This is a genomic window from Rhizobium sp. L1K21 (assembly GCF_024055895.1).
In the GTDB taxonomy this organism is placed as follows: domain Bacteria; phylum Pseudomonadota; class Alphaproteobacteria; order Rhizobiales; family Rhizobiaceae; genus Ensifer_A.
The window spans coordinates 1,621,267-1,634,826 of sequence record NZ_JAMXLE010000001.1; the positions used below are offsets into that span (position 1 = coordinate 1,621,267).

Below are 13,560 nucleotides of genomic sequence, written 5' to 3' on the forward strand. Positions count from 1 at the left end.
ATCAGGGCATGAGAAAAGAACGCGAATACGCCAGGGGCCCGTCAGGCTCACGGCGGATCACATCTCACTCATTCTCTTCCATCCGGACTATAACCGTCGGCTCCGGAGTCACACCGGATCTGCTGTCCCAACCGGCTGACCGGATGGCGCTCGCGGGCTTTGAGGCTAGGCCTCTTACCGCCGGTGGGGATTTTCACCCCGCCCTGAGAACGATGCCGGAATGAACCGGCGACTGAGATCTAGGTTAAATTCGACAAAGTCGCAAGACGTGCGACGAGCGCGTTGCGATGCACATCTTGTCCTTCGCCGGTGAACAACGTGACACAGCACGTCAGGACTCCGTGCTTTTCAGCCCACGATTGAATTGAGGCAGCACCAAACACGGATTGATACAATCCCCACGCAAAAAACCCGGTGCCGCGAAGCACCGGGTTTCAAATTCCATTGCCCAGATGGTGAGGGCTGGAACTGACGTCAATTATTCGTTGACGGCGTCCTTCAGGCCCTTGCCTGCGGAGAACTTCGGAACGTTGCGTGCCGGAATGTCAACTTCAGCGCCCGTGGACGGGTTGCGGCCCTTGGACGCTTCGCGACGGCTTACGGAGAAGCTGCCGAAACCGACGAGACGGATATCGCCACCCTTCTTCAGTTCGTCCTGGATCGCGTCGAACACTGCATCAACGGCAGAAGCTGCGTCACCCTTGGAGATGCCGGCCTTGTCTGCAACAGCAGATACGAGTTCATTCTTGTTCATGTTTCCACCCCTTTCTAACTGGTATGAAACGACTCTATTCGTCGGGGGGCAGAATAGTCATGCAGGGGCCTCCCGCAACCGAAAAACCGCTCAACACCTTATTTTGCAGGGGATACAGGTGGTTTTTGCTGTGAAAAAAGGCCGGTATTGCTACCGGCCCCTTAATATTCACAGATTCTGCCTGCTCAAAACGGAGCAGTTTGACCTCAATGGGCGATCCCGACGCCTGATTCTTCAGACGTATCTGCCGCTTCCAAAGCAGCTTCGACCGGGGCTTCCCATTCGATGGCTTCCGGTTGGCGGATAAGAGCGTGTTGCAGGACCTCTCCCATGCGCGACACCGGAACGATTTCCAGAGCGTTCTTCACATTGTCCGGAATTTCCGCCAGGTCCTTGGCGTTCTCTTCGGGAATAAGCACCTTCTTGATGCCACCACGAAGCGCTGCAAGAAGCTTTTCCTTCAAGCCACCGATCGGCAGCACACGACCGCGGAGCGTGATCTCACCCGTCATCGCAACGTCTTTCCGAACCGGAATTCCAGTCATGATGGAGACGATGGAGGTTGCCATTGCCACACCCGCAGACGGTCCATCCTTGGGCGTTGCACCTTCTGGCACGTGAACGTGGATATCGGATTTGTCGAAACGCGGCGGTTCGATACCAAAATCGATCGCCCTGGACCGCACATAGGATGCAGCAGCCGAAATCGATTCCTTCATCACGTCCTTCAGGTTGCCGGTCACGGTCATGCGACCCTTGCCAGGCATCATGACGCCTTCGATAGTCAACAGTTCGCCGCCGACTTCCGTCCAGGCCAACCCGGTCACCACGCCAACCTGATCTTCGCGCTCGGCTTCGCCGTAGCGGAAGCGCGGAACGCCCAGGTAATCGGCGATGTTCTCCGCCGTGATCTCGACCTTCTTGCTGTTGCCCTTGAGTATTTCGGTCACAGCCTTACGGGCGAGCTTCATCAGCTCACGCTCGAATGAACGAACGCCAGCTTCGCGGGTGTAGTGACGCACAATCGACACCAAAGCGTCTTCGGAAACCGAGAACTCTTCCGGCTGCAGCGCATGGTCCTTGATCGCCTTGGGCAGAAGGTGACGACGTGCGATTTCGCACTTTTCATCTTCAGTGTAACCGGCGATGCGGATCACTTCCATACGGTCCATCAACGGGGCCGGAATATTCATCGTGTTCGCAGTCGTGATGAACATCACGTTGGACAGATCATATTCCACTTCAAGGTAGTGATCCATGAAGGTGGAGTTCTGTTCCGGATCCAACACTTCGAGAAGTGCAGAAGACGGATCGCCGCGGAAGTCCTGGCCCATCTTGTCGATCTCGTCGAGCAGGAAGAGCGGGTTGGATTTCTTGGCCTTCTTCATCGACTGAATGACCTTGCCGGGCATCGAGCCGATATAGGTGCGGCGGTGACCGCGGATTTCTGCTTCGTCGCGCACGCCACCCAGCGCCATACGCACATATTCGCGACCGGTTGCCTTGGCAATTGAACGTGCAAGCGAGGTCTTGCCCACGCCGGGCGGGCCGACGAGGCAAAGGATCGGACCCTTGATCTTGTTGGAGCGCGCCTGAACCGCGAGATATTCGACGATCCGCTCCTTGACCTTTTCCAGGCCGAAGTGATCGGAGTTCAATACATCTTCAGCAAAGTGAAGATCGGTCTTCACCTTCGAGCGCTTGCTCCAGGGGATACCCGTCAGCCAATCCAGATAGTTGCGCACGACGGTTGCTTCCGCAGACATCGGGCTCATCTGGCGCAGCTTGCGCAGCTCCGCATCGGCCTTTTCGCGGGCTTCCTTGGAAAGCTTCGTCTTCTTGACGCGCTCTTCCAACTCGGCCATTTCGTCACGGCCATCTTCACCCTCGCCCAGCTCCTTCTGAATGGCCTTCATCTGCTCATTCAGATAGTATTCGCGCTGAGTTTTCTCCATCTGGCGCTTGACGCGCGAACGGATGCGCTTTTCGACCTGGAGAACCGAGATTTCGCCTTCCATGAAGCCGAGTGCCTTTTCCAGACGCTCCTTGACGCTCACGGTTGCAAGCATTTCCTGCTTTTCGGTGATCTTGATCGACAGATGGGAAGCTACCGTATCGGCAAGCTTCGAATAGTCTTCGATCTGGCTTGCTGCCGAGATTACCTCGGGTGAAATTTTCTTGTTCAGCTTGACGTAGTTTTCGAACTCGGAAACCACCGAACGGCTCAGTGCTTCCATTTCGACAGCGCTTTCGTCCGGCTCATCCATGATTTCGGCGCGCGCCTCGTAAAAGGCCTCGGTGCCGAGATATTCGCCGATCGCAGCACGTGCCTTGCCTTCCACCAGCACTTTGACAGTGCCGTCGGGAAGCTTCAACAGCTGGAGAACATTGGCGACAGTGCCGGTCTCGTAAATAGCGTCCGGAGCGGGGTCGTCATCGCTCGGGTTCATCTGGGTGGCAAGCAGAATCTGACGCTCCGAACCCATGACTTCTTCCAAAGCCCGGATCGATTTTTCCCGGCCGACGAAAAGCGGCACGATCATGTGCGGGAATACGACGATATCCCTGAGCGGCAGCACCGGGTAAATGCCGTCATTTTCCGCAATCATATCATTGGTCATCTTTGTTTATTCCTTTCGAAAGCCCCGCTGACGCGCGAGCTATCCCACTGCCGCAAAAAGAGCCTGCCCGTGGGACTTCATGCCCCTTTAATTGGAGTCTTAAGCACCAAATTTCAAGGTGTTAAAACCAAGCCCTTTTTGGAAGCCAGCTCAATATTGCCGACTTTATCATCTGCACTTTTAGCGAAACTTGCGTGCCGCAAATCCGGTGAGAACTAGAATCAGCCACTGAAAGATCTGCAATACATAATATTGCGCCGCGGCAAGATGAAGGCAATGCTGTTATTGTCTTGCCTGAAACGAGAAAGCCCGACGTAGTCGCCGGGCTTCGTTGGCTTGGCTGACGGCTTTGATCAGGCTGACGCGTTGGCGTTGGCCTTCTCGTTGTCGCGATCCTCGTAGATGTAAAGCGGTCGGGCATTGCCATCCACCACATCTTCGGAAATCACCACCTCGCGAACGCCTTCCAGAGCAGGGAGTTCGAACATGGTGTCGAGCAGAATCTTCTCCATGATCGACCGCAGACCGCGGGCACCCGTCTTGCGCAGGATCGCCCTGCGAGCAACAGCTCTCAAAGCATCCTCATGGAAGGTCAGTTCAACATCTTCCATTTCGAAGAGACGTTGGTACTGCTTGACCAAAGCGTTCTTTGGCTCGGACAGGATTTGGATCAGAGCATCTTCATCAAGATCTTCGAGTGTTGCCAAAACCGGCAAACGACCGATGAATTCGGGGATCAGACCGAATTTGACCAGATCTTCGGGTTCAAGCTCGCGCAGGATTTCACCCACACGACGATCTTCCGGCGATTGCACCTTGGCAGCAAACCCGATCGACGTCTTTTCGCCGCGCGCGGAGATAACCTTGTCGAGACCGGCAAATGCACCGCCGCAGATGAAGAGAATGTTGGTCGTATCGACCTGAAGGAATTCCTGCTGCGGATGCTTGCGCCCGCCCTGCGGCGGCACGGATGCTACCGTTCCTTCCATGATCTTCAAAAGCGCCTGCTGTACGCCCTCGCCCGATACGTCACGCGTTATGGACGGATTGTCCGACTTGCGGGAAATCTTGTCCACTTCGTCGATGTAAACGATGCCGCGCTGGGCCCGTTCGACGTTGTAATCGGCGGACTGAAGCAATTTGAGGATGATGTTTTCCACATCCTCACCTACATAGCCGGCCTCGGTGAGCGTTGTGGCGTCCGCCATCGTGAACGGAACGTCAATGATCCGCGCCAAGGTCTGCGCAAGATAGGTCTTGCCGCTACCGGTCGGTCCAACCAACAGAATGTTGGACTTGGCGAGTTCAACGTCGCCGCCGCCCTTCGAGGCATGGGCGAGACGCTTGTAATGATTGTGCACCGCAACGGACAGGATGCGCTTGGCCTGGAATTGGCCGATCACATACTCGTCGAGCGTCTTGATGATGTCCTGCGGAGTGGGAACGCCGTCGCCGGACTTCACCATCGAGGATTTGTTTTCCTCGCGGATGATATCCATGCACAGTTCCACGCACTCATCGCAAATGAATACCGTCGGACCGGCAATCAGCTTGCGCACTTCATGCTGGCTTTTGCCGCAGAACGAACAATAAAGGGTATTCTTGGAGTCGCCGCCGTTGCCACCGCTGACTTTGCTCATATCACTTTCCTTCCAGCACGCCGCCACGCCCTATCTCAGGAGAGCCTCGCGGACCACTCTTGCCAACCGGTCCGATGAACCCATCGGCTTTCAGGGTACTGTAAGACCGAAAAGAGCATCTTTCCCGGTCATATGCAACGTTTCCCCGTTCAAATCAGAATGCTATGCTCCAAAAGTTAAACACAGCATTAATTCCACATAGCAACGGCAGTGAGCCGTTGCGACCTGCGAACCAATAACCTTATGGTCCGCAAGCCAAATTTCACTTTCCTGCCTCGGCGGCGGCTTCCATCGCCTCACGAGAGGAGATGACCTTATCCACAAGACCCCATTCGCGCGCCTCTTCCGCATCCATGAAGTTGTCGCGATCAAGCGAGGTCTCGACTTCTTCGTAGGTCCGGCCGCAATGCTTTACATATACTTCATTCAGACGGCGCTTCATCTTCAAGATATCGCGAGCATGCCGCTCGATATCGGATGCCTGCCCTTGAAACCCACCGGAGGGCTGGTGCACCATGATGCGTGAATTGCCTGTTGCAAAACGCATATCCTTGTGTCCTGCCGCCAGAAGCAGCGAGCCCATGGACGCAGCCTGACCGATGCAAAGCGTCGACACGGCCGGCTTGATGAACTGCATCGTATCATAAATCGCCATGCCGGAGGTTACGACGCCACCCGGTGAGTTGATATAAAGTGCGATTTCCTTCTTGGGGTTTTCAGCCTCAAGAAACAAGAGCTGCGCGCAAACCAGCGTGGCCATGTTATCTTCGACCGGACCGGTCAGAAAAATGATGCGCTCTTTCAGCAATCTGGAAAAAATGTCATAGGAGCGCTCACCACGATTGGTCTGCTCGACAACCATTGGAACGAGCGCCATGGCGGTATCTACCGGATTCGTCATCTTCAACCTTTGTCTATTCGCCCCAAATCCACTTGAAACGGGGAATCAAACCTATTTCTCTTACCCTTACATAGAGTGTCTGACCGGCAATCTTCAAGACGCCGACTGAGAATGTCACATTTTCATGAAACACGCGCAATTAACAGCCGGTTACGAAAGAACACTGATCAACATCTGCATGCGCCCAAGGTGAAGAATTCGTTTCTTCGGGTTACGCCCGGCATTTTGGGTGCTAAGACTTTCGAGAAGGACAATAATGGGTACGCCAATTAAGCAATTCTTATTATACATTTCGTAAGTTGAGGCCAACTATTTATGCAATTCGCTGATGGCGGGGACGGCTGAGTGCAACACCATATTGAATCAACCGAAGAAGCTGGGGCAAACACATATGTGCTGTCAGCCCAGGCGCACTCGGTTATGCAGAGCCTGGTCTTATCCCTGATTGCCAACTCTTTCATCGGTGTCAGCACAGCTGCCATCGTCTATGCCACAAGCCCGGCGCCCCTGGCCTTTTACTGGGTGGGGGCGCTTATACTAGTCAACACCTTACGCCTGCTGTCCACTGTCTGGCTTTCCCGGTCGAAATATGCTGACGAGCACCCTGAACGGCTGCTCAACATCTTGACCTACAGTGCATTCATCTCAGGGTTGGTCTGGTCTGCCCTGCCCGTCCTTTTTTCGCACATCGCCTCAATTAACACGGGCGCCTATGTCGTCTTCGTCATAACCGGCATTTCTGCCGGAGCGCTGATTCAGAGCACGGCCTATGCGCGCGTCGCAATCGCTTTCATGACGCCACAGCTTCTTACGCTGTGCGCCAGCCTGTTTGTTCCGAACGAATTCGTGACCAATATTGTCGGCGCGAATGTGACCCTCCTCTTCGTGATGTTGCTGCGCAGTGCCTCCCAAAGTGAGCGGCGATTCGTGGATAGAGTGCGCAGCGCGCTGGATGCCCGTCGGCTGGCCAATTCGCTCAAGCATGCCAATGATGCGATCTCAGATACGAATCGGCAGCTGGAACAGCTTGCCAACCAGGACACACTCACCAAACTTGCAAGCCGCGTGCGCTTCAATGCGGCATTGCAGAACCGTTTGGAGACCCAGAAAGCCGGTGGCGGCCACGTTTCCCTGCTGGTCTTCGACCTCGACAAGTTTAAATCCATCAATGACACCTACGGACATGCGGCAGGTGATCATGTCCTGCTCGAATTCGCGCGACGAATTCTCAGTCTGGTTACCGCAGACGAGCTCGCCGCACGTTTGGGCGGCGATGAATTCGCGATTATCGTTTCCGGAAAAGACACGGCTGGCCGGGCAAAGACGCTTGCCGAGGATATTCTCGCGTCACTCTCAGCACCGATCCGATTTGCAGGCAATGAATTGAGGAGCAACACCAGCATTGGCATTGCCACATTTCCCGACGATGCCTCCGATAGTGACGGGCTTTTCCGGTGTGCTGATGCCGCCCTTTACCGCGCCAAGGAGATGGGCAGAACACGCGTTGAAATTTTCGACCCCTGCTTGCGCGAACACCTCATACGCCAGAATTTAATCGAAAAAGCCCTCGGTCCGGCGCTCCGGTTTGGACAGTTGCGCGCCGAGTTTCAACCTCAGATTCGGCTTTCTGACGATCGCGTTTCCGGCTTTGAGGCACTTTTGCGCTGGGATCACCCCACGCTTGGCACGATCTCACCCGAAGACGTATTTCAAGCTGCGCGTAATACCCAAAACACCCTTCCGCTCATCCGCCTCATGACGGTCGAAGCCTGTGATTTCCTTCTTGATCTGGAAAAACACGGTTGGTCAGACTTGACAATCGGAGTCAATATTTCGCCGGTGGACCTTGCCAGTTCGAAGACTGCCGAAGAGCTTGGCATGCTTGTTAGATCCCGGGGCATATCACCGCACCGCATAGAATTCGAAATCACCGAAGACTATCTGCTTGACGCAGAGGCTGCTAAAAACGGTCTGGCCACGCTCGAAGAAGCAGGCTTTCAACTGGCCGTAGACGACTTTGGGATGGGCTATTCGTCTCTCAGCTACCTGATTGACAATCATATTGATCGCCTGAAAATCGACCGCAAATTTGTTCAGGATCTTGCGTTCAACGCCAAAAACCGGGCGCTTGTAATTGCCTTGATCAGCGTCTCGAACGCTTTGTCGATTGAAGTGCTCGCTGAAGGTGTGGAGACAGAGGCTGATGCTGATGCGCTCAGAATGCTCGGATGCAAGACAGCGCAAGGCTTCCTTTACAGCCAATCCATGCGTCCTGGCGCCGCATTGGCATGGCTTGGCGAGCGCTCCATCAGACGAAACGTCTCTATGTCCTGACGAACCTTACCAGACGCCACCCGATCAATGCGCATGATGGGGCCTGTCAAAAAGCGGGAAGAGCAGGAAGCCAACCAGAAATCCGCCCAGGTGCGCTTCCCATGCAATTGCCATCGCTCCACCAAAAGAGCCAAGCGCGGCAAAAAGCACATTTGCCACAAACCAGATCACAACGAAGCTTAGCACCGACCTGTTTGTCAACGCATCGCCTATGCTCAAAAGCGGTGTCGGCATTCCGTATGCGGCTGAAGCCGGGCCGCGTCTCGGAGACCAGACAAACCGGCAAGCTGCCCCAGTAAATGCGGAAATCACGCCTGAGGCACCGACCAGCAGGTTTGATGATGCCGGCTGAAGCACCCAAAAGGCAAAGGCAGAGACGATTGCTGCAAATACCCAGAAGATGACATAGCGAAACGCGCCGATGCGGCGGGCGACAGGCGATCCGAATACAGCCAACCATATGCTGTTGAAGATAAGATGTTCCCAGCCGCCGTGCAGCAGTGAATAGGTCACCGGCGACCAAAGCCAGCTTAGATCCGCCGCCATTCCTGCCGCACTGTAACGCGCGGCGATGAAACCGCCGTAAAAATAGATATATTGAACAAACGTCGACCCAGGAGCCAGATAGGAAAAGGCGCTGATGACGACCTGAATCGCAAACAGAATGAACAGCGACACCGTAACCGGCACAGGTAGATTAAACGCCGGCTCGCTGCGTCTGACGGGATGCGCTTGAGGTTCGGCGCGCAAATCCTGTTCAGTCTCTCTGTTCTCTTCCATCGCCGACTTCCAGTTAAAACATACAGACAAAAAAAGAGCCGCCCGCAGGTGCTGAACGGCTCTGACCTATATGAGGCCTTCTAGTTTGTGCTGCAACCCCACCAAATGCGGAGTGTTGGCTTGTTCTCCCATATGCAAACCAAGCCTGCAACACGCAACGCGCGTTAACCCTAACGGCAGCCCTTTGATCTTCATATTGTCAGGATTCAGGTGACCGCTGGTGCTGATGACAACCATCCGTTAACCGAGTCGGGATAATTATCGGATGTAACTCGAATAAAAATATGGCATATGATGTTTCACTCGCAGCAAACAAATGAAACGTTGAGAAACTCCGATGAGCGGAGAAGCTTTCAGCGCGTCGCGGTGAGCCTCCAGGGGCGCCTCATGCTCGAGAACCACCAGGAATATGATTGCCGTATTCTCGATATGTCTCCTGGTGACGCGCGCATTTCCACCAATGCAATGCCGGTCAAAGGCGAACGCGTGATTGCCTATATCGAGCATCTGGGCCGTCTTGAAGGAACAGTGACTGAGTTGCGGGACATGGAATTTGTGATCGCGCTGAATGCGACCGAGCGCAAACGTGAAAAGCTCGCCGCGCAATTGACGTGGATCGCCAATAAACATGAACTCGGCCTGCCGGAAGACAGGCGCCACGAACGTCTGGCACCGCGCCAGAGCCGTTCCGAGCTGACATTGGATGACGGCCGCAATTATCCCTGTCGGATCATCGACCTTTCTCTTTCTGGCGCAGCGGTCGATATTGATGTGCGCCCGGCCATCGGAACACTGGTTTCCCTTGGCCACATGCGCGGTCGGGTCGTGCGCCATTTCCAGGAAGGCGTTGCAATCGAATTCCTTGCTTTGCAATCCAAGGAAACGCTCAGCAGCATGCTCTGAGAGCTCAAATCCCTCTCCGAAACAATTTTTTCCGCATTTGTCGAATTTTTTTTCGGTTCTTTCCGGCCGGCCCTTCGGGCTGAAACCAGCACCGTCCATCTGAAAATGCCCGCGCGTGCCGCAGTGCCGGCAGCCCCGCAACGCCCGCCTGGCGGTGCGGCGGCATACACTCTCGGCATAAACGCTTCCTCTTCTCTTTATAAAACAAAGACCTAGCGCTTGATGAAAACGTAAAAAGCGCTGTTGGGTACAATTTGAACTAACTTATCCGCGTTTTTTATTCTTATTTTTCGAAAAGTTTATTATAAATAAATCTGCATTTTATTCGAATATTACTAAGTATTGATTTTATTTAATACATTGATTTTCGCAGTATATCAAATCGACTGTGAGACTGTCTCCCCATAAACCGGGAGACAATAATGACAAAAAGAAAAACGACTGGATTTATCTTCGGCTTGGTCACTGCATTTGTTGCAAATTCAGCTTATGCCCTGCCCGCGAACATCCCCGTCATCGGCGCCACGAACCCGCCGATCGGACATTACGAATTCTGCAAGACCTACAGCAATGAGTGCGGTCCAACCAGAGGCAGCAAAAGCCCGTTGCATCTGCAAGAGACGAACTGGCGAGAGGTTGTGAAGATCAACTATCAGGTCAACACTGCAATCACGCCCATGACGGACGAAGAGATATATGGCGTTGATGAACGCTGGGCCTATCCACGTTCGGTCGGCGATTGCGAGGATTACGCGCTTCTGAAACGGAAGCTGCTGATCGAGGCGGGCATTCCGGCCTCCGACCTCCTGATGACGGTCGTTCTTCAGCCAAACGGAGATGGACATGCCGTTTTGACGCTCCGCACGGACCGTGGCGACTTTGTCCTCGACAACATGCGCGACAAAATCCTCCTGTGGTCTGAAACCGAATATCGTTTCATCAAACGTCAGGATTCAGACAACTCGGGCAAATGGGTGAAGCTGCGCGACGGTCGCGTAAACGCAGTCGCCAGTATCAATTGATCGGCGTGCCCGGGGGAACACGCGTAAATTTAACGATCTTGGGCCGGTCTTCTATTGTCCCCGTCCCCGACCTGGCCCTTTTGGCCGGCCCCGCTGTCCCGGGGCCGGCCTTTCTCTTATTGGCAATGCTCCAGCACGCGCTGCGCATGACAACTTCTTCATGGTTTATTAACCATAAAATTGCAGTTTGATGCCGTATTTCCCTCAGGGCCGAGTGCCTGCACTCTCCGGCCGATGACATCAGCGGGTATCAATATGGCCGACATGCAAGCCGCATCTGCCTCACGGCAAAAAGAGCCGCTTATTTCCGATCAGATGATCAAAAAGATCACCATCTGGGTCACCCTTATCGCGGTGGCGACGATTGCGCTGAATTTTCTTGGACATTTGTACAGTTCCCAGATGATGCAAGGTACCCATAGCGACGATATAACACCGGTTGATGTCTTTATCGGACCGGATCACCTACGGCTGCCCATGAATGTCATTCGTTTTCCCGAACAACGAGTGACCGGGGAAACCGAGAGTATCAACCTTTACCTACTCTGGCCGCAAATGGAGGGCTATAGCCAATCCAACCGCGCCCAGTTCAACCGTATCTCTGGCGATCAGAACCTGATCATGGTTCAACTGTCTCAAGCGACCATGACACTGGATATGTCTGGACGCCTCGACCCGATTTACAGCCGTCTTTTCGAAGGGCCGACGCTTCAAGGCCCACATGGCCTGGAACTTCATAAGTTGAAAGCCACCTCAGGATACAGCGATGAGGTATTGTTGAGCGAAAAGGGTGCAGGAGAGCGTCCCTTTGCGATCCGCTGCATTCTTCCGTCCCGCCCTTCGGAAGCAACGGGGGCGGATTGTCAGCGCGATGTTGCCGCAGGAACCGACCTTTCCGTTCTCTATCGCTATTCCAGCACGATGCTCAAAGACTGGCGGGCAATTGATTCAGCCGTACAGAAATACGTGGCCGATCACCTCGTTCCAGACGTATCAGGCCGTACCCAACGTGTTTCCCAATGAGGGTGAACAGTACCCGATAGCTAAATTGTCCAGGTTTTCGTCAATAAGTGATTCATCATAAACGGATTGGTAACGCTGTCGGGATAATCTCTCTCATAACGGGGCAACGGGGGCTGTCCCGGACGAAAAAAGTGCAAAAAACCTCAGAAGAGTAGCGTCGTGGCCCGATTTGAGCCTGTTGCAAAGTTTAAAAAAGTCCTGAAGACAATCACCAGCCAGATTGCAGTTTTCGTCACCGTTGCGGCGGTCGCGTCAATTTGCCTTAGCGTCCCCGCACAAGCAGCCCAATATGCCGGCATCGTTATAGATGTGAATTCCGGCAAGGTGCTTTACAGTTCGAGTGCTGACAGCAAGCGCTATCCGGCTTCGCTGACCAAGATGATGACCCTTTACCTGGTCTTTGAAGCCTTGGAGCAGGGACGGATCAAGAAATCCTCAAAGGTAACAATGTCGTCGCATGCGGCCGGTGAGCCGCCTTCGAAACTTGGCGTCAAGGCTGGTCGTTCCATTACGGTTGAGCAGGCAATCTTATCGCTCGTCACGCGTTCAGCGAATGATGTTGCGACCGCGCTCGGCGAGTTTCTTGCCGGATCCGAAGCGAAATTCGGCCGCATGATGACTGCCAAGGCCAAATCGCTCGGGATGACTCACACAGCCTATTACAACGCGCACGGCTTGCCGGATTCGCGGCAGGTGACCACGGCGCGCGATCAGGCTATCCTGAGCATTGCACTGCGTCAGCATTTTCCGCAATATTACGACTACTTTTCAACGCGCTCATTCCGCTTCGGAAACCAGAATATCGGCAACCATAATCGTTTGCTCGGTCGTGTGCGCGGTGTAGACGGCATCAAAACCGGTTATACCCGTGCAGCCGGCTTCAATCTCGCGACATCGGTCAAAGTTGATGGTCGTTCGCTTGTCGTTGTCGTGCTCGGAATGCCAAGCGGGGCTTCGCGTAATGCGAAGGTGACAGAACTTGTCCAAAAGTACCTGCCGAAAAGCTCCACGCGCAGTAGCGGCATGACCATTGCCAAGCTTTCCTCCGGCACGTTCAATCTTCCCGATGAGGTTCCGCTGCCGACAGCTCGGTATGAAGAGCCTGCAAGCACACCCGTCATGGCATATGCCGACGAGGGCACCGATTCTCTGGAACATGATGATGTTCCGCTGCCGCTGCCGGCGCCCGCCTTCGTTCCTGGCGAAGCAAGTGCACAGACCGCCGTCAACGTCGATACTGTAACCACCGGCTCCACCCAGAAAGACCTGCCGTCCGGTTGGGTCATTCAGGTTGGCGCAGCCGAAACACCGCGCGACGCTCAGGCCCTGCTTGAGAGCGTGCAAAGCAAAGGCGGAAATGTTTTGCGTACCGTCTCCCCCTTCACCATGGCCTACAACGATCAGGGCAATGAATTGTACCGTGCCCGGTTCGGCGGTTTCAAAGGCCAGAAGGATGCCGTCAATGCCTGCAAGCAGCTGAAGAGAAAAGGTATCGGATGCTGGGCCAGCATGCAGTGATGTAAGTAAATGCCGGGAGGCGACGGTTTCGCCTCCTCCTCGATTTTGTATTGTGTACGAGGTG

The 13,560-nt window shown here is 54.3% G+C and carries 10 protein-coding genes and 1 riboswitch; of the genes, 5 read left to right on the forward strand and 5 right to left on the reverse strand.

Annotation, left to right across the window (positions count from 1 at the left end; translation table 11 throughout):
* Positions 1 to 66: 66 nt before the first annotated feature.
* Positions 67 to 215, reverse strand: a riboswitch (FMN riboswitch).
* A 263-nt stretch (positions 216 to 478) separates the two neighbouring features.
* The 4 genes from hupB to NHF56_RS07760 form a co-directional block, all read right to left on the reverse strand.
* Positions 479 to 754 carry a DNA-binding protein HupB gene (gene hupB / locus NHF56_RS07745; RefSeq protein WP_252803100.1) on the reverse strand — a complete coding sequence of 92 codons (276 nt, stop codon included), beginning with the start codon at positions 752 to 754 and terminating at the stop codon, positions 479 to 481.
* Positions 755 to 960: 206 nt separating this feature from the next.
* A complete protein-coding gene (lon, locus tag NHF56_RS07750; RefSeq protein ID WP_252803102.1) occupies positions 961 to 3,375 on the reverse strand; it encodes an endopeptidase La in 2,415 nt (804 codons plus the stop codon).
* 353 nt (positions 3,376 to 3,728) lie between these two features.
* Positions 3,729 to 5,015, reverse strand: a complete 1,287-nt coding sequence (clpX, locus tag NHF56_RS07755) for an ATP-dependent Clp protease ATP-binding subunit ClpX (protein WP_252803104.1) — start codon at positions 5,013 to 5,015, stop codon at positions 3,729 to 3,731.
* 262 nt (positions 5,016 to 5,277) lie between these two features.
* Positions 5,278 to 5,916 carry an ATP-dependent Clp protease proteolytic subunit gene (locus tag NHF56_RS07760; RefSeq protein ID WP_252803106.1) on the reverse strand — a complete coding sequence of 213 codons (639 nt, stop codon included), beginning with the start codon at positions 5,914 to 5,916 and terminating at the stop codon, positions 5,278 to 5,280.
* 420 nt (positions 5,917 to 6,336) lie between these two features.
* On the opposite strand from NHF56_RS07760, the gene NHF56_RS07765 reads away from it, so the two are divergent.
* Positions 6,337 to 8,250 carry a bifunctional diguanylate cyclase/phosphodiesterase gene (locus tag NHF56_RS07765; protein WP_252803108.1) on the forward strand — a complete coding sequence of 638 codons (1,914 nt, stop codon included), beginning with the start codon at positions 6,337 to 6,339 and terminating at the stop codon, positions 8,248 to 8,250.
* A 24-nt stretch (positions 8,251 to 8,274) separates the two neighbouring features.
* On the opposite strand, the gene NHF56_RS07770 is transcribed toward NHF56_RS07765, so the two are convergent.
* On the reverse strand, positions 8,275 to 9,030 hold the full coding sequence (locus NHF56_RS07770) for a rhomboid family intramembrane serine protease (protein ID WP_252803110.1): 756 nt from the start codon (positions 9,028 to 9,030) through the stop codon (positions 8,275 to 8,277).
* Positions 9,031 to 9,324: 294 nt separating this feature from the next.
* On the opposite strand from NHF56_RS07770, the gene NHF56_RS07775 reads away from it, so the two are divergent.
* The 4 genes from NHF56_RS07775 to NHF56_RS07790 all read left to right on the forward strand — a co-directional run bounded on the left by NHF56_RS07775 (position 9,325) and on the right by NHF56_RS07790 (position 13,496).
* Positions 9,325 to 9,933: a PilZ domain-containing protein gene (locus NHF56_RS07775; RefSeq protein ID WP_252804912.1), complete on the forward strand. Its 609-nt coding sequence runs from the start codon at positions 9,325 to 9,327 to the stop codon at positions 9,931 to 9,933.
* A 422-nt stretch (positions 9,934 to 10,355) separates the two neighbouring features.
* Positions 10,356 to 10,955: a transglutaminase-like cysteine peptidase gene (locus NHF56_RS07780; RefSeq protein ID WP_252803111.1), complete on the forward strand. Its 600-nt coding sequence runs from the start codon at positions 10,356 to 10,358 to the stop codon at positions 10,953 to 10,955.
* A gap of 255 nt (positions 10,956 to 11,210) precedes the next feature.
* Positions 11,211 to 11,978 carry a hypothetical protein gene (locus NHF56_RS07785; protein ID WP_252803113.1) on the forward strand — a complete coding sequence of 256 codons (768 nt, stop codon included), beginning with the start codon at positions 11,211 to 11,213 and terminating at the stop codon, positions 11,976 to 11,978.
* A 198-nt stretch (positions 11,979 to 12,176) separates the two neighbouring features.
* Positions 12,177 to 13,496 carry a D-alanyl-D-alanine carboxypeptidase family protein gene (locus NHF56_RS07790; RefSeq protein WP_254007672.1) on the forward strand — a complete coding sequence of 440 codons (1,320 nt, stop codon included), beginning with the start codon at positions 12,177 to 12,179 and terminating at the stop codon, positions 13,494 to 13,496.
* Positions 13,497 to 13,560: the final 64 nt, after the last annotated feature.

Bases quoted from the DNA above. Each gene is read 5' to 3' on its own strand.
- NHF56_RS07765 (WP_252803108.1), top strand. From the start codon at position 6,337: ATGCAGAGCCTGGTCTTATCCCTGATTGCCAACTCTTTCATCGGTGTC.
- hupB (WP_252803100.1), bottom strand. From the start codon at position 754: ATGAACAAGAATGAACTCGTATCTGCTGTTGCAGACAAGGCCGGCATC.
- NHF56_RS07770 (WP_252803110.1), bottom strand. From the start codon at position 9,030: ATGGAAGAGAACAGAGAGACTGAACAGGATTTGCGCGCCGAACCTCAA.
- NHF56_RS07785 (WP_252803113.1), top strand. From the start codon at position 11,211: ATGGCCGACATGCAAGCCGCATCTGCCTCACGGCAAAAAGAGCCGCTT.
- clpX (WP_252803104.1), bottom strand. From the start codon at position 5,015: ATGAGCAAAGTCAGCGGTGGCAACGGCGGCGACTCCAAGAATACCCTT.
- lon (WP_252803102.1), bottom strand. From the start codon at position 3,375: ATGACCAATGATATGATTGCGGAAAATGACGGCATTTACCCGGTGCTG.
- NHF56_RS07780 (WP_252803111.1), top strand. From the start codon at position 10,356: ATGACAAAAAGAAAAACGACTGGATTTATCTTCGGCTTGGTCACTGCA.
- NHF56_RS07760 (WP_252803106.1), bottom strand. From the start codon at position 5,916: ATGACGAATCCGGTAGATACCGCCATGGCGCTCGTTCCAATGGTTGTC.
- NHF56_RS07775 (WP_252804912.1), top strand. From the start codon at position 9,325: ATGTTTCACTCGCAGCAAACAAATGAAACGTTGAGAAACTCCGATGAG.